The sequence below is a fragment of the Enterovirga sp. genome, from assembly GCF_028290205.1.
In the GTDB taxonomy this organism is placed as follows: Bacteria; Pseudomonadota; Alphaproteobacteria; order Rhizobiales; family Beijerinckiaceae; genus Enterovirga.
On record NZ_JAQGKF010000157.1, the window covers coordinates 21,597 to 39,267 of the forward strand.

Here is a 17,671-nt window from a genome sequence, read left to right on the forward strand (position 1 = left end):
CGTGCGAGCTCCGCACGAGCGGGACGACGAGCGCGAGGTCGTGATCCGGGTGCGCGACCTGGAGGTGGGGTTTGGCGAGCGCCTGATCATGAAGGGCCTCGATCTGGACGTGTACCGGGGCGAGATCCTGGGCTTCGTCGGCCCGTCCGGCCAGGGCAAGTCCGTCCTGACCCGGGCCATCCTGGGCCTCGTGCCGAAGCGGGCCGGGTCCATCGAGGTGTTCGGCGAGAACGTCGACAACATGACGGAGAGCTCGCGCTCGGAGATCGAGCGGCGCTGGGGCGTGCTGTTTCAGCAGGGCGCGCTCTTCTCCGCTCTCACAGTCCGGCAGAACGTTCAGGTGCCGATGCGCGAATACCTGGAGCTCTCGCCCCGGCTGCTGGACGAGCTCGCCATGCTCAAGATCGAGATGGTCGGCCTCAAGCCGGATGCAGCCGACAAACTCCCGTCCGAGTTGTCCGGCGGCATGATCAAGCGGGCCTCGCTGGCCCGCGCGCTGTCGCTCGATCCCGAGATTCTGTTTCTGGACGAGCCGACCTCGGGCCTGGATCCGATCGGCGCGGGCGAGTTCGACGAGCTCATCGCGACGCTGCAGCGCACGCTGGGCCTGACGGTTTTCATGGTGACTCACGACCTGGATAGCCTCTATACGGTCTGTGACCGGATCGCGGCCCTTGGCGACGGGCGCATCATCGCTCACGGTCCGATCGACGCGATGCTGGCGTCCGAAGACCCCTGGGTCCGGGCCTACTTCCACGGGAAACGGGCACGGTCGGCCATGTCGGCCGGTGGATGAGACGGGCAGGATGGAAACTCGGGCGAACTACGCGATCATCGGCCTGTTCACGATCTCCGTGATCGCGGCGGCGTTCGGGTTCGTCTACTGGTTCATGGGGTCCGACAGCGGGACCAAGCGGGCCACCTACAGGATCGTCTTCAACGGCTCCATCGCCGGCCTCACCAAGGGCGCCCCCGTGCTGTTCAACGGCATCCGGGTGGGTGAGGTGAACGAGGTCAAGTGGGACGACCAGAACTCCGAACAGGCCATCGCCTGGATCGACATCCAGCCCGACGCCCCCGTCAAGACCGACACCAAGGCCTCCCTCGACGTGGCCCTGCTGTCGGGTGCGGCCGTGATCGCCTTGACCGGCGGCAGCCGTGACGCGGCCCGGCTTGTGTCCGAGCAGGGCAAGGAGCCCCCGACCATCGTGGCCGAGCGCGGCGGGCTCGCCAGCATCCTGGAAACGGCCCGGGGAACGGCCGACCGGGCCAACACCTTGCTGGACAACGTCAATGCCCTCGTGACGGACAACCGGAGCGCCATCCAGAAGGCGGTCGGCGACGTGTCGAGCTTCACGGACGCGCTGGCCAAGAACGCCCCCGCCATCGACAACCTGCTCAGCTCCGTCGCCCGCGCCGCCGACAATGTCGGCCCGCTGACCGAGAAACTGGCCGGCCTCGCCGACAGCGCCACCGGCATCCTGGCCACGGTGGAGCCGGAGCGGATCCGCAACGTCATCCGCAACGTCGAGGGCGTGACCCAGACGGTGGAGGAGGGCCGCGCCAACATCGCGAGCTTCCTCCAGGAGGCCTCGTCGTTGGCCGGCCGGCTCAACGAGGCCGCGCCGAAGCTCGACCAGGCCCTCTCGGACGTGAACCGAGTCATCTCCGGCGTGGACCCGGTCAAGATCAACCAGACCGTGGACAGCGCCCAGCGCTTCACGGCCGGCCTGGCGGCCTCCACGGACGAGATGCAGGCCACGATCCGGAACGCCAATGCGTTCAGCGCCAAGCTCGACAACGTGCTGGCCGCCGTCCGGCCCGAAACCGTGGGCAACATCCTGCGCAGCTTCGAGGGCGTGACCGGGACCGTGGACGAGAACCGGGCCAAGATCGCCGCCTTCATCGGCGACGCTTCGTCCCTGGCCGGCCGGCTCAACACGGCGGCGCCGAAGCTCGATCAGGCCCTTGACGGCATGAACCGCACCATGGCGGCGCTCGATCCGGGCAAGGTCGGCGAGGCGGTGGAGAACACCCGCCGCTTCACGAGCGGGCTCGCGGCCTCCACCGAAGACGTGCAATCCACCGTTCGCAACGCCAACCAGCTGACCGCCAAGTTCAACGCCGCGGCCGACCGGATCGACGGCGTGCTCAAGGCGGCGGAGAACTTCCTCGGCTCCGCGGCGGGCCAGGAGGGCAAGAGCACCTTCGCCTCTATTCGGGACGCCATGGACCGCTTCGGCCGGGCCTCCGACAACCTGAACCGCCGCGCCACCGAGATCGCCCAGGGCGTGTCGCGGGTGTCCGGTGTGGGCGCCCGCCAGATCGAGGCGCTGTCGACCGATGCGCGCCGCACGGTCAACACCGTCGGGCGGGCGGCCCGCAATCTCGAGCAGAACCCCTCATCGGTGATCTTCGGCGGAGGGCGTGCCTCCATTCCCGAATATTCCGGCCGCTGACCTCAACAGGCCTCGTTCAGGATGCGTAGCGTGACCAGGCCGGCGGGCCATGACGACCGACGGCGCGGAGCCGGGCCGATGGGCCTTGCGTACGCCTTTGCCCTGATCGGGTTTCTTGGCGCCTGCTCCTCCCCGCCGAGCCCCGCCTTCGACCTCACGGCGCCGCGCCAGAGCGTGCGGGGCGGCGGGATGATCGGTGGGCAGTTGGTCGTGGCGGAGCCGACCGCCATCCAGCCACTCGAGGCGGAACGGATCCTGGCGCGCGACGCCGCCGGCTCCGTCTCCTACCTGTCCGGCGCGCAATGGGCCGACCGCCTGCCGCGGCTGTTGCAGGCCCGCCTGTTGCAGACCTTCGAGAACGCGACCCGTATCCGGGCCGTCGCCCGGCCTGGCGAGGGCGTGGTCGCGCAATACCAGCTCAACACCGACATCCGGGCCTTCCAGCTCGACGCGGCGCGCGGCGAGGCCTTTGTCGAGATCTCGGCCAAGGTGGTCGAAGCGCAATCCGGCCGCATCGTGGCAGCCCGCGTCTTCAGCGGCCGCACGCCGGTGCCGGACGCGTCGGGCCCGGTGGTCGCCCAGGGGCTCGATCGCGTCCAGTCCAGCGTTCTGCTCGACATCGTGCGCTGGGTCGGCACACGCGGCTGAGCGGCCGCCGGCAGATCCTTCGCCCCGCGCCCTCGCGCCGGCCGCGGCGCGCCCCTATCTGTGGACGTCGCAACCTCTCGCCACGGTCCTTTGCCATGAACAAGCTCGTCCTCGCCCTCAGCACGCTCGCCTTCGCCGCGAGTCTCGGGAGCGCCGCGGCCCAGACCGCCCGGACAGCCACCATCCAGCCCGGCAAGCCGGCGCGCGTGGCGGTGGTGACGGCTCTGAAGCGCGATTGTTCGCTTGGCGAGGTCGGCAGCATCCGGGTCGTCACGGCCCCGAAGAACGGCTCGCTGGTGGTGCGGGGCGGCAAGCTGAAGACCCCGGCGAACTTCCGCTGCCCCAGCGTCGAAACGCCGGTCCAGGCGCTGTTCTATGAGCCGAACCGCAACTACCAGGGGGCGGACGAGATCGCCTACGAGACGCGCTCCACCGACGGCAGCGTCCAAAGCTTCACCCTGAAGATCACCGTCACGTCGAAGCCGGCGGCGGCGCCGAGCGGCGGCCTGCAGGAACTCTGAGCCTCGGCTCCGGGCGGGGCGCGCGCCCCGCTCTGCCGGAGTTGGGGGCCGCCCAGACGGCCCCCACCCGCCTGAGGCCGCGGCCGCGACCTCGACTTCCCTCTTCGCTTTCCGGATAACGGCCACTCCGTCCCCCCGTCCGGAGCGACCCACGTGCTGTCATCGGTCCTCATCGCCAACCGGGGCGAGATCGCCTGCCGGGTGATCCGCACGGCCCGCCGGCTCGGCATCCGCACGGTGGCGGTCTATTCGGAAGCCGACCGGACGGCGCTGTTCGTCCGCGAGGCGGACGAGGCGCACGAGATCGGGCCGGCCCCGGCCCGCGACAGCTACCTGTCTGTGGACCGCATTCTGGACGTGGCGCGGCGCACCGGCGTTGAGGCCATTCACCCCGGTTACGGCTTTCTGTCCGAGCGCGCCGAATTTGCCGAAGCCTGCGAGCAGGCGGGGATCCTCTTTGTTGGCCCGCCCGCCTCCGCCATCCGGGCCATGGGCCTCAAGGACGCCGCCAAGGCGCTGGCCATCGGGGCCGGTGTTCCGGTGGTGCCGGGCTATCACGGCAGCCGGCAGGATCCCGACTTCTTGCGGCAGAAGGCCTACGAGATCGGCTACCCGGTCCTGATCAAGGCGGTGGCCGGCGGCGGCGGCACGGGCATGCGCCGGGTCGACAAGCAGGCGGAGTTCGAGGCCGCGCTCGAAGGTGCTCAGCGCGAAGCCCAGGCGAGCTTCGGCGACCCGAGGGTCCTGGTCGAAAAGTATGTGCTGTCGCCGCGCCACGTCGAGGTGCAGGTCTTTGCCGACAGCCATGGCAATGCCGTGCACCTGTTCGAGCGCGACTGCTCGCTGCAGCGCCGCCATCAGAAGGTGATGGAGGAGGCGCCGGCGCCGGGGCTCTCGCCCGAGATGCGCGAGGCGATGGGCCAGGCGGCCGTCGAGGCCGCGCGCTCGGTCGGCTATGTCGGGGCCGGCACGGTCGAATTCATCGCCGATGCCCGCCAAGGGCTCCGGCCGGACCGCTTCTACTTCATGGAGATGAACACCCGGCTGCAGGTGGAGCACCCGGTAACAGAGGCGATCACTGGGCTCGACCTCGTCGAATGGCAGTTCCGGGTCGCCTCCGGCGAGCCGCTGCCACTGCGTCAGGAGCAGTTGCGCATCAATGGCCACGCGGTCGAGGCGCGGGTCTATGCCGAGGACCCGGCCCGGGGCTTCCTGCCCTCCACCGGCAAGCTCTGGGCGCTGCGCTTCCCGGACAATGAGGACGGCATCCGGGTCGATGCGGGCGTGGTCTCCGGCGACGAGGTGACCCCGTTCTACGATCCGATGATCGCCAAGATCATCGCGCACGGGGCGACGCGCGACGAGGCGCTCGACCGGCTCTCGGCCGCGCTCCGCGGCACCGTGGTCGCCGGACCGCGCAGCAACACCGCTTTTCTCCGGGCGCTGTGCGACATGCCGGAATTCCGGTCCGGCCGCTTTGACACCGGCACCATCGACCGGAACCTCGAGGCCCTGACCGCCCGTTCGGCCGGGGACGACGACAGGGCGGCGGCGCTGGCCGCCCTCCGCATGGTGGCGCGCTCCGGGCCGGCCAAGGGCCTGTCGGACCCCTGGGACCTGCACGACGCCTTCCAGCTCATGGGCGCGCGGGCGGTGGCGCTGCCGGTGCTGGTGGACGGCGAGCGCCGTGACGTGCGCGTCACCTGGCCGGGCCCAGGCGAGATCGCGGCCGAGAGCGGCGAGGTGCGCGAGATGCTGTCCGGGACGCGGTCGGAGCGGCGCGAGCGCGGCTTCGTGGACCGGCCGGATGGCGGGGTCTACGTCCTGGAGGGCGGGCGGCAGATCCTGGTCCAGCCGTTCGATCCGTTCACGGCCGATCTCGACCACCTGGACGGCGGCGACGTCGTCCAGGCGCCCATGCACGGCAAGCTCGTGGCCGTGTTCGTCGCGCCAGGCGACGTGGTGATCCGCGGCCAGCGCCTCGCGGTGGTCGAGGCCATGAAGATGGAGCACGCTCTTCTCGCCCCGCGCGACGGAACCGTGGCCGAGGTCGCGGCCGAGCCGGGCCAGCAGGTCAGCGAAGGCGGCCGGCTGATCACGCTCGCGCCCGAGGAGGGCTGAGCGCGCCGGCTTGTCCCACCCCGCCGAGCCCGGCGGGGCTGCACGGAGGCTGCCGGCTCCGGTATAGCCGTCCCATGCCCCTTCATCTGATCAAGCTCTGCGTCGGCATCGACACGATCGGCGAACTCGAGGATTGGGTCGCCGAGAAGCGCCGGCGGCTCGGCTCGCGCGTCGCCCCGGACGGCCATGTCCACGTCACCCGGATGGCCCCCAAAAGGGCCGAGGAACTGCTGGACGGCGGCTCGCTCTACTGGGTGATCAAGGGCCAGCTCAGTTGCCGGCAGAGCTTGCGGGCCGTGGAGACCTTCACCGACGGGGAGGGGATCGGCCGCTGCCGGCTGGTGCTGCATCCGGCCGTGGTGCCGGTGGCGCCGCGCCCGTGCCGCCCGTTCCAGGGCTGGCGCTATCTCGAAGCCGACGCGGCCCCGGCCGATCTCGGTTCCGCCGCCGCCGCCGTGGGCGCCCTGCCGGAAAACCTCCGGCGGGAACTGGTGGAGCTCGGCCTGCTGTGACCCTCCGCCTGGCAGGCTTCCTGCTGCTCCTGGCCGGGCCGGCCTTGGCGGCGGAGCGCTGCCCCTCCGCGCCCGAGCTTCGTCGCGGCCTGCCGCAATCGCCGGCCTGCGCGCCGGCCCCCAAGGTCCAGCCCTTCGATCCCGACCGGGCGCGGCCGGGCAGCCGGCCCGGCTTCATCGACCTCGGCGGCGGCACGGAGATCCGAATCGGCGGGCGGGCCCGGATGGAGTACGATCTGCGCCGCTGAGAGGGTGCCCGTGCATGCCGATCCGTCGCCACCTCGTCCTCGGGCTTTCGGCCCTCATTCTCTGCGGCTCTCCGGCCCTTTCCGCGCCCCGAGGGGGGCCGCTCTCCTGCCGGGCCGAGATCGGGGAGGGCCGCTTTCGCGCCCTTCTGGCCGAATGCCGGCAGGTGTCGCTGCAATCGAGCCGCCCCTGTGACCCCCGTCGAACCTGCGGCGAACTGCGCGCCGAAATCGGGCGGAGCTGCGCGCTGCTGGGCGACGCGGCGCCGCCGTTCTGCCCGGGCTACGGTGCGGCGGACGAGGACGAGGACGACGCCGAGGACGAGGACGCCGGGTAGGATCGGCTGCCGGTTGCTGGTAGAGCCGCGGCATGAAACGCGCCTCTCTCTCCCTCCTGACCGTCTGCGGGCTCGAGGAGCTCGATGGTCTCCGCGCGAGCGGAGTCACGCACGTTCTGTCCATCCTGGATCCGGGAACGCCCGATCCGGAGCCGTTCCGCCAGTATGGCCGGCATCACCGCACCACGCTGAGGTTCCACGACATCGTCGAGCCGATGGGCGACCTGATCCTGCCCGAGCGCAACCATGTCGAGCAGATCATCGCCTTTGGCGAAGAACTGGCCGAGGACCGGGCCGAGGGGCACGCGGGGCACCTCCTGATCCACTGCCACATGGGCATTTCGCGCTCCACGGCCGCCATGCTGATGATGCTGCGGGCCGCCTATCCGGACGAGACGGACGACGACGCGGTTCAGCGGCTGGTCGCCATCCGGCCGCAGGCTTGGCCGAACCTTCGCATGACCGGTTTCGCCGACGATCTTCTCGGCCGCGGCGGGGAACTCTCCCGTGCGGTGAGCCGTCTGCACGCCCGTCAGATCGCGGCCCGGCCCCAGCTCGCCGACACCTTCCGCCGGCTCGGACGCTCGCTCGAGGTCGAGCGCGCAGCCGAGGTGGCCAAGGCGGCATGACCGCATGCTGATCGGGGTCGATTGGGGCGGCACCAAGCTGGAGGCGGTCGCCCTGTCGCCGGAGGGCGACACCCTGGCGCGCCGGCGCGTGCCGACGCCGAAAGGCGATTACGACGGCTGCATGGCGGCCATCGCCGGGCTGGTCCGGCACCTGGAAGCCGAGACCGGACGCACGGGCAGCGTCGGAGTCGGCATTCCGGGCGCCATCTCGCCCGCCACCGGGTTCGTGATGAATGCGAACTCGACCTGGAACAACGGCCGCCCCCTCGACCGCGACCTCGCGGCCGCGTTGGGCCGGCCCGTGCGGGTCGAGAACGACGCGAACTGCTTTGCCGTGTCCGAAGCCGTGGACGGAGCGGGGCAGGGGGCCTCGGTGGTCTGGGGCGTGATCCTCGGCACGGGCGCAGGCTCGGGCATCGCCATCGACGGCCGGGCCCTTGGCGGCCGCAATCGCATCGCCGGGGAATGGGGCCACAACCCGCTGCCGCGGCCGGCCGACGACGAGCGCCCCGGGCCGGCCTGCTATTGCGGCCGGGCCGGGTGTCTCGAGACCTTCGTGTCCGGCACGGGGTTCGCGCGCGACCACCGCGAGGCCACGGGGCTCGCGCTGGAGGCACCGGCGATCATCGACCGCATGCGGGCCGGCGATCCCGACGCCCGGGCGGCCTACGGGCGCTACATCGACCGGCTCGGCCGGGGCATCGGGGCCGTGGTCAATCTGCTCGACCCGGACATCATCGTGCTCGGCGGCGGCATGTCCAACGTGGACGAGCTCTACCGCGACCTGCCGGACGCCATCGAGCCGCACGTCTTCTCCGACCGGTTCGTCACGCCGGTCCGCCGCAACCAGCACGGCGATGCCTCCGGGGTCCGGGGCGCGGCCTGGCTCTGGAAGGCGTGACCGCCGACACCTCGGCCCGACGGGCGATTTGCCCGTGATCCGCAACGCCGCCCTTGTTGTCCTGCTCGGCATCGGCTGGGGGCTGAACTGGCCCGCCGTGAAGCTGGCCCTCCAGGAGATTCCGCCCTGGACGCTGCGGGCCGTCGGCTTCTCGGCCGCCACCGTGCTGATGTTCGTGGCCATCCGGGCGCTCGGGCTGTCGCCTGCGGTGCCCCGCCGACACTGGCTCAGGCTCGCCTGCGTCGGTGCGCTGTCCGTGGCCGTGTACAACCTCCTTAGCGCCTATTCGCAGGTCACCGCCTCCACGAGCCGCGCCGCCGTGCTGTCCTACACCATGCCGATCTGGGCGGTGATCGGCGCCCGCGTGGTGCTCGGCGAGCGCATCGACCGGCGCCGCATCCTCGGGCTCGGCCTGGGTGCGGCCGGGCTGCTGGCGCTGGGCTGGCCGGTCGTCCAGGCCGGGACCTTCTCGGTCGGTCTCGTCTACGCACTCCTGTCCGGGATGGTCTGGGCCACCGGCAGCGTGCTGCTGAAGCGATACCCGATCGAGGCGCCCCCGCTCGTGATCAGCACCTGGCAGATGGCGCTCGGCGCCGTCATGGCCGCGACCGGGATGGTCTGGGTGGAGGGCGTGCCCCGGGGGCTGCCGACCCTGCCTTCGGCCTGGTTCGGGCTCGGCTACAACATCCTGATCGGGCAGGCGCTCGCGACCACGCTCTGGTTCACCATCCTGGCCCGCATGTCGGCCGGCATGGCCTCGCTCGGCACGCTCCTGGTGCCCGGGGTCGGCGTGATCGGCGCCACCCTGATCCTCGGCGAACGTCCCACCTGGTCCGACTGGCTCGGCCTGGCGCTGATCGTGGCGGCCTCCGCGACCGTGCTGCTGCGCGACGTGGAGCGTCCGGCCGAAACCAATCGGTAGCGCCAACAGGTCATCCTGCCGGCCCCGAATCAGACTCATTGAGGATTTTGTGAGCGCTTGGCGCGACAGCCGCAACGAACGGTCGCTGGCGCGGCTCCGGCGCGCCCTGCCGGCCGTCTTCCCCGGAGGCGTGCTGGCCCAGGCGCTTGCCCGGCCCCTGATCCCGCCGACGCCGCGCCGAGCCGTCGAAGGCTATTGGCGGGCCCACCCGCTCCGGGCCGACCGGCTGGCCCGCGCGCTGGCCCGGCTGTCCGGCACCCCGGAAGGCTGGGCTTGGACACCCGACGCCTTCACCGAAGGGCGGCGGGCCAGCTTTCGGGCGCCGCCGGCCCCGTATCGCGAGCCGGCTTTCGCGCGCGGGCCCGGCCATTGCTGTGTCTGCGGCCAGCCGGTGTTCCGCTTCGGCTGGCATCGCGACCTCTGGGGCGACGGCAAGCCGAACCGCCGGGCGACGTGGCACTCGGCCTGCGTCGTCGCCTGGCAGCTGTGGTGCGATCCCTCCGGACACGTGCAGGCGCTGAAGCGGGCCCAGGGCCGGCGCTGCGCCGAAAGCGGCCGCCGCCTGCTCCGCAGCGCCGAGATCGACCACCGGGTGCCGCTGTTCCGAGTCTGGCGCGAGCATCGCGACGCATCCTGGCCGGAGCTCCTCGGCTTCTGGGGGCGGCCGAACCTGCAGGTCATCAACAAGGACGCGCATCTGCGCAAATGCGCCGGCGAGGCGAGCTTCCGGGCGGACGAGCGCGCGCGGGCCGCAAACGGAGCCTTGGCCGCCTGACATTCCCATCCGTGATGGGTGGGTTGATCAGCATGCGTTTGGCGCGGCCGATAGGAGCAGGTACACGCATCCGGTTCGGCCGGGAGAGTGCCTGATGTGGGGACGCGTGACCGGGCGGTTCGGGCCCGAATGGATCGTCTTCGCCGGCTGCGCGGTGGCCCTGATCGGCTTTGGGCCCCGCGCCTCGGCCGGCCTCTTCCAGTTGCCGATCATCTCGAACTTCGGCTGGGGCCGGGACACGTTCGGGCTCGCGATCGCCATCCAGAACCTGCTCTGGGGCCTGGGCGCGCCCTTCGCCGGCGCCATCGCGGACCGCTACGGCGTGCGGCGGGTCCTGTGCGTCGGCGCCGTGCTGTATGCGGGCGGCCTCGTCGTCATGGCCTACGCGACCACGCCCGGGATGCTGTATCTCGGCGCCGGCGTGCTGATCGGTTTCGGCCTGTCGGCCGCCTCGTTCAACATCATCCTCGGTGCGTTCGGGAAGCTGCTGCCTGAGACGTGGCGCCCTCTCGCCTTCGGCGCGGGAACGGCGGCCGGCTCCTTCGGCCAGTTCTTCTACCCGCCCATCGGCAACGTCCTGATCGCCTCCTTCGGCTGGCAGGAGGCGCTGCTCGTCTTCGCCGGCAGCGTGCTCCTCATCATGCCACTGGCGACGTTCCTGTCGACGCGCCCCGGGCCGAACGCGACGCCCATGGCCGGCCCGAGCCCGGCCCCGAACCAATCCATCCTGCAGGCCCTGGCGGAAGCGTTCCGGCACCGCAGCTACGTGCTGCTCACGCTCGGCTTCTTCACCTGCGGCTTCCAGCTCGCCTTTATCACCGTGCACCTGCCGGCCTATCTCCGGGATGCCGGCCTGCCGGCGTCGGTCGGCGGCTGGACACTGGCCGTGATCGGCCTCGCCAACGCGGTCGGCTCGCTCGGCTCCGGCCTCCTCATGAACCGGGTCTCGAAGCGGTACCTCCTGGCCTGGATCTATCTCGGCCGCTCGGTCGTGATCGCCGCCTTCGTGCTGATGCCGCCGACGCCCCTGACCTGCATCCTGTTCGGCCTCTCGATCGGCGTGTTCTGGCTCTCCACCGTGCCGCCGACCTCGGGTCTCGTGATGCTGATGTTCGGCACGCGCTACATGGCGATGCTGTACGGCTTCGTGTTTTTTTCGCACCAGGTCGGAGGCTTCCTCGGCGTCTGGCTCGGTGGCATCCTGTACGAGACGACGGGGAGCTACGGCGTCGTGTGGTGGCTGTCGGTCGCCCTCGGGATCGCGTCGGCGATCATCAACCTGCCGATCCGCGAGCAGCCGGTGGTGAGGCCGGACCTCGCCGCCGCGCCCGCCTGACGGAGCTTGGAACGGATGGATACCGAACTCACGTATCTGGCCTGGACGGTGGTGCTCGGCCTCGTGCAGGTCATCGGCAGCGCGCAGTTCATGATTGCGGCCAACGGCTTCTCCTACGGCGCCAGCAATCGCGACACGCCGCCTCGGCCGATGTCCCCGGTCGGCCAGCGGCTCGAACGGGCGACCCGGAACTTCCTCGAAACGGTGCCGCTCGCGGTGGCCGCCATCCTGATCGCGCACGTGGCCGGGCGGCACAACGCCTTCACCTATTGGGGCGCGACGCTCTATTTCTGGGGCCGGGTCGCCTTTGTGCTGATCTACATGGCCGGCATCGTCCACCTGCGGACGGCCGCCTTCCTGGTCTCCGTGATCGGGATCCTGCTGGTCCTGCTCGGGCTGCACTGGGGGTAACGCGATGGCGCTGTTTCGTGCGGTCGTCCTAGCCGAGAAGGGCCGCGAGCCGATGCTCGGGGAGTTCGCCGAAGCCGACCTGATGGACGGCGACGTCACCGTCCGGGTCACGCATTCCACCGTGAACTACAAGGACGGGCTCGCGCTCACCGGCAAGGCGCCCGTGGTCCGGCGCTTCCCGATGATCCCGGGCATCGACTTCGCCGGAATGGTCGAATCCTCGTCGCATCCGGAGTACCGGGCCGGAGATGCCGTGGTGCTGAATGGCTGGGGCACGGGCGAGACGCATCTCGGCGCCTATGCCGAGAAGAGCCGCGTGCGGGGCGACTGGCTGGTGAAGCTGCCGGACGGCCTCACGGCCGCGGACGCCATGGCGATCGGCACGGCCGGCTACACGGCCATGCTCTGCCTGATGGCGCTGGAGCGGCACGGCCTCGGGCCGGAGCGCGGCCCCGCCCTGGTCACGGGCGCGGCGGGCGGCGTGGGATCGGTCGCCGTGGCGCTGCTGGCCCGGAAGGGCTGGCACGTGGTGGCCTCGACCGGGCGGCCGGAAGAGGCGGCGTATCTGAAGGGGCTCGGGGCCGCCGAGATCCTGCCTCGGTCCGAACTGGCTGAGCCCGGCCGCCCGCTCGGCAAGGAGCGCTGGGCGGCCGCCATCGACACGGTCGGGTCGACCACGCTCGCCAACGCTCTCGCCATGTGCCGCTACGGCGGCGCGGTGGCGGCCTGCGGCCTCGCCGGCGGCATGGACCTGCCGGCCTCCGTCGCACCGTTCATCCTGCGCAACGTCGCCCTGCTCGGCGTCGATTCGGTCATGGCCCCCCGGCCGCTCCGGCAGGAGGCCTGGGCCCGGCTGGCCCGCGAGCTGGACCGGGACAAGCTCGCCGCCATGACGGCCACCATCCCGCTCGACCGGGTGATCCAGGCCGGCCACGACATCCTGGCCGGCAAGGTGAGAGGCCGCATCGTGGTGGAGATCGGCTGAATTGCAGCCGCGCAAGACCAGGCTTGCAAGCGGGATCGTGTCGGGGAGGCGGCGGACGCGTTAGAGGGAGGAAGGCCGGCTCCGCCCGGCGTTGCAGACGGAAGCGACCGCCAATGCCCGCCAAGATTCTTGTTCTCTACTATTCGTCCTACGGCCACATCGAAGAGATGGCCTATGCCGCGGCCGAGGGCGCCAGGGCGACCGGCGCCGAGGTTGTGGTGAAGCGTGTGCCCGAGACGGTGCCGCAGGAGGTTGCGGCCGCCTCGCATTACAAGCTCGACCAGGCGGCGCCGATTGCCACCGTGGACGAACTGCCCGGCTACGACGCCATCCTGTTCGGCACGCCGACCCGCTACGGCAACATGGCCGCCCAGATGAAGACCTTCATCGACCAGACCGGCGGTCTGTGGGCACAGGGCAAGCTGAACGGCAAGGTCGGCGGGGTGTTTACCTCGTCGGCGACCCAGCATGGCGGCCAGGAATCAACGATCCTCAGCTTTCTCCCGGTGCTGATGCATCTCGGCTTCGTGATCGTCGGCCTGCCCTATTCCTTCCAGGGCCAGATGGGCGTGGCCGAAGTGATGGGGAACTCGCCCTACGGCGCGTCCACGATCGCGGGTGGTGACGGCTCGCGCCGGCCGAGCCCCGTCGAGCTCGACGGCGCCCGCTTCCAGGGCCGCACGGTGGCCGAGGTCGCGGCCAAGCTCCGGGCCTGAGCCCCGGCGCGGCCCGCTGGGGCCGCCTCCCACGTGAACACGGCGCTCCGGCGGCTCGATGCTGCCGGGGCGCCGCTGCGTTCAGCGGTCAGCAGCGGCGCGCCGCAGGCGGTCGTTGACCGCCTCTCCGAGCCCGAATTCCGGGATCGGGACGACCGCGATGGCGGCGGCGCCGCTCTCGTCGAGCCGGCGCAGGTGGCCGAACAGGTTCGTGGCCGCTTCCGCGAGGTCGCCCGCCGGGCTGAGATTGAGCATCGCGGTGGCGCGCCCGAGGCCGACCGGCTGGGCCGCGCCGAACAGAAGCGCGGCCTCGCCGGCGCAAATGCGCGTCGCGCCGAGCCGCACCCCGGCCCGGGGCGCGTAATGCGACAGCAGCAGACCCGGCGAGATCGGCGCGCCCGGCTCCGCGCGGGGCTCGGCGAGAGGCCCGCCGATCACCCGCTCCAGCGCGTCGCGCGGCACGCCGCCCGGCCGCAGCAGCACGGGCGCGGCCCCGAGGCAGGCCACGATGGTGGATTCGAGCCCGATCTCCGTCGTGCCTCCGTCCAGCACCGCGTCGATGCGCCCGTCGAGATCGGCCAGCACGTGGCCGGCCGCGGTCGGGCTGAGCCGGCCGGACCGATTGGCCGAAGGCGCCACGACCGGGAAGCCGCAGGCCTGCAGAATGGCGCTCGCGACCGGATGCGAGGGCACCCGCAGGGCCACCGTGTCGAGCCCGGCCCGGGCGAGGTCGCAGACCGCATCGGGCGCGGCGAGCGGGACCACCAGCGTCAGCGGTCCCGGCCAGAACGCGGCGGCCAGCGCCTGCGCGGCCGCGTCGAACCGTCCGACCCGCAAGGCGTCCTCCGGCCGGCCGAGATGGGCGATCAGCGGGTTGAAGCGGGGGCGGCCCTTGGCCGCGTAGAGAGCGGCCACGGCCTCGGCGTTGCGGCCGTCGGCCGCGAGCCCGTAGACAGTTTCGGTCGGAATGCCGACGAGGCGGCCCGAGCCGAGAAGCGCAGCCGCCCGCGCCACGCCCGCCGCATCGGCGCGGAGCCGCTCGGTCGGACGATGGGCAGCCCCGGCCTCCGTTGACGCCTCGCCGCTCAAGGCACATTGATCCCGCATCGTCCCGGGCGCTAGGGGAGGGCGGCCGCGGCGTCAATCGCGAGGGGGCAAGCCATGACCTACCGGGCGCCGACCGCCGACATGCTGTTTGCGATGCGTCACGCCGCCGGGCTCGACCGGGCGGTGGCGTCGGGCCTCTACGGCGAGCTCTCGGCCGAGGATATCGGCGCCATCCTGGAAGAGGCCGCCCGATTCGCCGCCGAGGTGATCGCGCCCCTCAATCGGCAGGGCGACGCCAGCGGCACGCCGCTGTCGGACGGCAAGGTCACCATGCCGCCAGGCTACCGCGAGGCCTACCGGGCCTGGACCGAGGCGGGCTGGAACGCGCTGCCGGGCCCCGTCGCCTATGGCGGGCAGGGGCTGCCGGCGTTGGTCGCGGTCGCCTGCGCCGAGATGTGGAACGCCGCCGCCATGGCCTTCGGCCTCGGCCCGCTGCTCACGGCGGGCGCGGTCGAGGCGCTGAATGCCCACGGCTCGGAGGAGCTCAAGGCGCGCTACCTCGCCAAGCTCGTCTCCGGCGAGTGGACCGGCACCATGAACCTGACGGAGCCGCAGGCCGGATCGGATCTCGGCGCCCTCCGGGCCCGGGCCGAGCGGGCCGGGGACGGCACCTACCGGATCACCGGCACCAAGACCTTCATCACCTACGGCGAGCACGATCTGGCCGACAACATCATCCACCTGGTGCTCGCGAGGCTGCCGGACGGGCCCCCGGGCACGCGCGGCATCTCGCTGTTCCTGGTGCCAAAAATCCTGCCCGATGGCTCCCGCAACGACCTTCGCTGCGCCGGGGTCGAGCACAAGCTCGGCATCCACGCCTCGCCCACCTGCACCATGGCCTTCGGCGACGGCGGCGGGGCGGTGGGCTGGCTGGTCGGCGAGGAGAATCGCGGCCTCGCCTGCATGTTCACGATGATGAACAGCGCTCGGCTCAATGTCGGCGTGCAGGGCGTGGCTATCGGCGAGCGGGCCACCCAGGCGGCGCTCGCCTATGCCGGAGAGCGGCGCCAGGGGCGGGCCCCCGGCTCGGCCGGCGACGGCATGAGCCCGATCCGGGAGCACCCGGACGTCCAGCGCATGCTCCTCACCATGAAGGCCTGCACGGCTGCGGCCCGGGCGATCTGCTACGCCACGGCCGGTGCCCTGGACCGGGCGCGGCTCGATCCCGATCCGGCGGCGCGAGCCCGCGCCCAGAGCCGGGCCTCGCTCTTGACCCCGGTCGCCAAGGCCTTCTCGACCGATCTCGGCGTGGAGACGGCGTCGCTCGGCGTCCAGGTGCATGGCGGCATGGGCTTCATCGAGGAGACCGGCGCCGCTCAGCACCTCCGGGACAGCCGCATCAACCCGATCTACGAGGGCACGAACGGCATTCAGGCGATCGACCTCGTCACCCGCAAGCTGCCGCAAGGCGGGGGAGAGACCGTGCGGGCCGAGATCGCCGCCATGCGGGCCACCCTGCGCCGCCTCTCCGCTCCGGGCGCCGGTCCCGCCTTCGGGGCCACGGCCGCGCGGCTGCGCGACGCGGTCGCGCATCTGGATGCGGCGACCAGCTTCATGCTGAGGACGCTGGGCGGCAACGACCCCGGTCCGGCCCTTGCCGGGGCGACGCCCTATCTCCGGCTGTTCGGCCTGGCCAGCGGCGGGGTGCTGCTCGCGGAGGTCGCGCTCGCGGCCGCCGCCTGCCGGCAGGGCGGCGACGCCGACCCCGCCCATGGCGCCCGCATCGCGCTCTGCCGCTTCTTCGCTGAAAACGTCGCTGTCGCGGCGGGTGGCCTCGCCGCCCAAGCCATGGGCGGGGCCGATCTGGGCGGCGACGCCGTCCTGGCCCTCGCCAGCTAGCCGGCATGATCATTGTCCACGAGCCGCAGGATTCGGTCACGCCCGGCATGCTGGGCCGGCGCGTCCTGGCCGACCACGAGCCGATCCCGGCCGACGCGCTATGGATCGATCTCGTCCGGCCGACCCAGGACGAGGACCGCAAGACCGAGCGGTTCCTCGGCATCGAGGTGCCGACCCGGGAGGATCAGCAGGACATCGAGCCCTCCGAGTTGCTCTATGCGGAGCACGGGGCACGCTATCTCACCACGCGCCTCCTCACCCGCGCCGACGAGGACGAGCCTGAACTCGCCGGCATCACCTTCATCCTGAAGAACAATGCGCTCGTGACCGTGCGCTACGCCGATCCCCGCGCCTTTGCGATGTTCGCCCAGAAGGCAGCGCGGCCCTATGGCTGCGGCCGCAGCGGCGAGGAGGTCCTGGGCGGGCTCGTCGAGACGATCATGGACCGGGCGGCCGACATCCTGCAGCTCGCCGGCGAGCGCATCGACGCCCTGTCCCGCAGCGTGTTCCGCCGCGAGCAGGACCCCGGCGCCCGCAACGCCGAGTACCAGGACACCCTGCGGGCCCTCGGCCATTGGGGCGACCTGATCTCCAAACAGCGCGAGAGCCTCGTCTCGATCGAGCGCACGCTGCTGTTCCTGTCCGCCAGCTACCGGTCGAACAAGGTGGCGCTGGAGCTGCGCGACCAGATGCGGACCACGCTGCGCGACCTGCAATCCCTGGAGGAGCACGCGACCTTCCAGGCGAACAAGATCCAGTTCCTGCTCGATGCGACGCTCGGCCTCGTCAACCTCGAGCAGAATAACATCATCAAGCTGTTCTCGGTGATGGCCGTGGTGTTCATGCCGCCGACCCTGATCGCCTCGATCTACGGCATGAATTTCAGGCACATGCCGGAGCTGGAAAGCTCGTTCGGCTACCCGCTGGCGCTGGTTCTGATGGTGGTGGCGGCCGTCGCGCCCTATTTCTTCTTCCGCTGGAAGCGCTGGCTGTAGCGGCGGTCGGAGCCGCGCGGCCAGGACCGGCGCGCCCGTGCAGCAAGGGACGTCCCGCCCCGGTCCATGGACGCTCCCCCGCCAACGAACTACCTTCCTGGTGTCTCTGCAAGGATCGATTGGCCGCGTGATCTCAAGCCCTCGCCGCAACCACGAACGACGCGTCATGCTCCTGACCGGTGCGAGTCGAGGCATCGGGCATGCGACCGTG

At 71.4% G+C, this 17,671-nt stretch carries 19 protein-coding genes; 18 read left to right on the plus strand and 1 reads right to left on the minus strand.

Features of this window, described 5'->3' with window-relative positions; translation table 11 throughout:
* The first annotated feature begins 88 nt into the window (after positions 1 to 88).
* The 16 genes from JWR86_RS11395 to wrbA all read left to right on the plus strand — a co-directional run bounded on the left by JWR86_RS11395 (position 89) and on the right by wrbA (position 13,519).
* The gene (locus tag JWR86_RS11395) at positions 89 to 796 is read left to right on the plus strand and encodes an ABC transporter ATP-binding protein (RefSeq protein WP_299565252.1); all 708 of its coding nucleotides are present in this window, start codon (positions 89 to 91) and stop codon (positions 794 to 796) included.
* A gap of 10 nt (positions 797 to 806) precedes the next feature.
* Positions 807 to 2,459 (plus strand): MlaD family protein, encoded by a 1,653-nt coding sequence (locus tag JWR86_RS11400; RefSeq protein ID WP_299565197.1) that lies wholly within the window; start codon positions 807 to 809, stop codon positions 2,457 to 2,459.
* A 78-nt stretch (positions 2,460 to 2,537) separates the two neighbouring features.
* Positions 2,538 to 3,107, plus strand: a complete 570-nt coding sequence (locus tag JWR86_RS11405; protein ID WP_299565199.1) for an ABC-type transport auxiliary lipoprotein family protein — start codon at positions 2,538 to 2,540, stop codon at positions 3,105 to 3,107.
* A 95-nt stretch (positions 3,108 to 3,202) separates the two neighbouring features.
* A complete protein-coding gene (locus JWR86_RS11410) occupies positions 3,203 to 3,628 on the plus strand; it encodes a 4-aminobutyrate aminotransferase (RefSeq protein ID WP_299565201.1) in 426 nt (141 codons plus the stop codon).
* Between the two features lie 153 nt (positions 3,629 to 3,781).
* On the plus strand, positions 3,782 to 5,749 hold the full coding sequence (locus JWR86_RS11415) for an acetyl/propionyl/methylcrotonyl-CoA carboxylase subunit alpha (RefSeq protein WP_299565203.1): 1,968 nt from the start codon (positions 3,782 to 3,784) through the stop codon (positions 5,747 to 5,749).
* Positions 5,750 to 5,823: 74 nt separating this feature from the next.
* A complete protein-coding gene (locus JWR86_RS11420) occupies positions 5,824 to 6,261 on the plus strand; it encodes a DUF1489 domain-containing protein (RefSeq protein ID WP_299565206.1) in 438 nt (145 codons plus the stop codon).
* Positions 6,258 to 6,509 carry a hypothetical protein gene (locus tag JWR86_RS11425; protein WP_299565209.1) on the plus strand — a complete coding sequence of 84 codons (252 nt, stop codon included), beginning with the start codon at positions 6,258 to 6,260 and terminating at the stop codon, positions 6,507 to 6,509. Before JWR86_RS11420 ends, JWR86_RS11425 begins: the two co-directional genes overlap by 4 nt.
* Before the next feature lie 14 nt (positions 6,510 to 6,523).
* Positions 6,524 to 6,844: a hypothetical protein gene (locus tag JWR86_RS11430; RefSeq protein ID WP_299565212.1), complete on the plus strand. Its 321-nt coding sequence runs from the start codon at positions 6,524 to 6,526 to the stop codon at positions 6,842 to 6,844.
* Positions 6,845 to 6,876: 32 nt separating this feature from the next.
* Positions 6,877 to 7,473 (plus strand): protein-tyrosine-phosphatase, encoded by a 597-nt coding sequence (locus JWR86_RS11435; RefSeq protein WP_299565214.1) that lies wholly within the window; start codon positions 6,877 to 6,879, stop codon positions 7,471 to 7,473.
* A 4-nt stretch (positions 7,474 to 7,477) separates the two neighbouring features.
* Entirely contained in the window at positions 7,478 to 8,374 is an 897-nt protein-coding gene (locus JWR86_RS11440; RefSeq protein ID WP_299565218.1) for an ROK family protein, read from the plus strand.
* A 34-nt stretch (positions 8,375 to 8,408) separates the two neighbouring features.
* The gene (locus JWR86_RS11445; protein ID WP_299565221.1) at positions 8,409 to 9,296 is read left to right on the plus strand and encodes a DMT family transporter; all 888 of its coding nucleotides are present in this window, start codon (positions 8,409 to 8,411) and stop codon (positions 9,294 to 9,296) included.
* Between the two features lie 49 nt (positions 9,297 to 9,345).
* The gene (locus JWR86_RS11450; RefSeq protein ID WP_299565224.1) at positions 9,346 to 10,071 is read left to right on the plus strand and encodes a hypothetical protein; all 726 of its coding nucleotides are present in this window, start codon (positions 9,346 to 9,348) and stop codon (positions 10,069 to 10,071) included.
* A 94-nt stretch (positions 10,072 to 10,165) separates the two neighbouring features.
* Positions 10,166 to 11,407: an MFS transporter gene (locus JWR86_RS11455; protein WP_299565227.1), complete on the plus strand. Its 1,242-nt coding sequence runs from the start codon at positions 10,166 to 10,168 to the stop codon at positions 11,405 to 11,407.
* 15 nt (positions 11,408 to 11,422) lie between these two features.
* Entirely contained in the window at positions 11,423 to 11,818 is a 396-nt protein-coding gene (locus JWR86_RS11460; protein ID WP_299565230.1) for an MAPEG family protein, read from the plus strand.
* A gap of 4 nt (positions 11,819 to 11,822) precedes the next feature.
* Positions 11,823 to 12,803, plus strand: a complete 981-nt coding sequence (locus JWR86_RS11465; RefSeq protein ID WP_299565234.1) for an MDR family oxidoreductase — start codon at positions 11,823 to 11,825, stop codon at positions 12,801 to 12,803.
* 113 nt (positions 12,804 to 12,916) lie between these two features.
* Positions 12,917 to 13,519, plus strand: a complete 603-nt coding sequence (gene wrbA, locus JWR86_RS11470; RefSeq protein WP_299565237.1) for an NAD(P)H:quinone oxidoreductase — start codon at positions 12,917 to 12,919, stop codon at positions 13,517 to 13,519.
* Positions 13,520 to 13,600: 81 nt separating this feature from the next.
* Here wrbA and JWR86_RS11475 read toward each other — a convergent pair whose 3' ends face one another.
* The gene (locus tag JWR86_RS11475) at positions 13,601 to 14,608 is read right to left on the minus strand and encodes an L-threonylcarbamoyladenylate synthase (protein WP_299565240.1); all 1,008 of its coding nucleotides are present in this window, start codon (positions 14,606 to 14,608) and stop codon (positions 13,601 to 13,603) included.
* 72 nt (positions 14,609 to 14,680) lie between these two features.
* Here JWR86_RS11475 and JWR86_RS11480 point away from each other — a divergent pair, with 72 nt between their 5' ends.
* The gene (locus tag JWR86_RS11480; RefSeq protein ID WP_299565243.1) at positions 14,681 to 16,465 is read left to right on the plus strand and encodes an acyl-CoA dehydrogenase; all 1,785 of its coding nucleotides are present in this window, start codon (positions 14,681 to 14,683) and stop codon (positions 16,463 to 16,465) included.
* Positions 16,466 to 16,470: 5 nt separating this feature from the next.
* Positions 16,471 to 17,460 (plus strand): magnesium transporter CorA family protein, encoded by a 990-nt coding sequence (locus tag JWR86_RS11485; RefSeq protein ID WP_299565246.1) that lies wholly within the window; start codon positions 16,471 to 16,473, stop codon positions 17,458 to 17,460.
* Positions 17,461 to 17,671: the final 211 nt, after the last annotated feature.

Excerpts from the sequence above, each read along its gene's own strand:
- JWR86_RS11395 (WP_299565252.1), top strand. The coding sequence starts at position 89 with ATGAAGGGCCTCGATCTGGACGTGTACCGGGGCGAGATCCTGGGCTTC.
- JWR86_RS11400 (WP_299565197.1), top strand. The coding sequence starts at position 807 with ATGGAAACTCGGGCGAACTACGCGATCATCGGCCTGTTCACGATCTCC.
- JWR86_RS11405 (WP_299565199.1), top strand. The coding sequence starts at position 2,538 with ATGGGCCTTGCGTACGCCTTTGCCCTGATCGGGTTTCTTGGCGCCTGC.
- JWR86_RS11410 (WP_299565201.1), top strand. The coding sequence starts at position 3,203 with ATGAACAAGCTCGTCCTCGCCCTCAGCACGCTCGCCTTCGCCGCGAGT.
- JWR86_RS11420 (WP_299565206.1), top strand. The coding sequence starts at position 5,824 with ATGCCCCTTCATCTGATCAAGCTCTGCGTCGGCATCGACACGATCGGC.
- JWR86_RS11430 (WP_299565212.1), top strand. The coding sequence starts at position 6,524 with ATGCCGATCCGTCGCCACCTCGTCCTCGGGCTTTCGGCCCTCATTCTC.
- JWR86_RS11435 (WP_299565214.1), top strand. The coding sequence starts at position 6,877 with ATGAAACGCGCCTCTCTCTCCCTCCTGACCGTCTGCGGGCTCGAGGAG.
- JWR86_RS11440 (WP_299565218.1), top strand. The coding sequence starts at position 7,478 with ATGCTGATCGGGGTCGATTGGGGCGGCACCAAGCTGGAGGCGGTCGCC.
- JWR86_RS11455 (WP_299565227.1), top strand. The coding sequence starts at position 10,166 with ATGTGGGGACGCGTGACCGGGCGGTTCGGGCCCGAATGGATCGTCTTC.
- JWR86_RS11460 (WP_299565230.1), top strand. The coding sequence starts at position 11,423 with ATGGATACCGAACTCACGTATCTGGCCTGGACGGTGGTGCTCGGCCTC.
- JWR86_RS11465 (WP_299565234.1), top strand. The coding sequence starts at position 11,823 with ATGGCGCTGTTTCGTGCGGTCGTCCTAGCCGAGAAGGGCCGCGAGCCG.
- wrbA (WP_299565237.1), top strand. The coding sequence starts at position 12,917 with ATGCCCGCCAAGATTCTTGTTCTCTACTATTCGTCCTACGGCCACATC.
- JWR86_RS11480 (WP_299565243.1), top strand. The coding sequence starts at position 14,681 with ATGACCTACCGGGCGCCGACCGCCGACATGCTGTTTGCGATGCGTCAC.
- JWR86_RS11485 (WP_299565246.1), top strand. The coding sequence starts at position 16,471 with ATGATCATTGTCCACGAGCCGCAGGATTCGGTCACGCCCGGCATGCTG.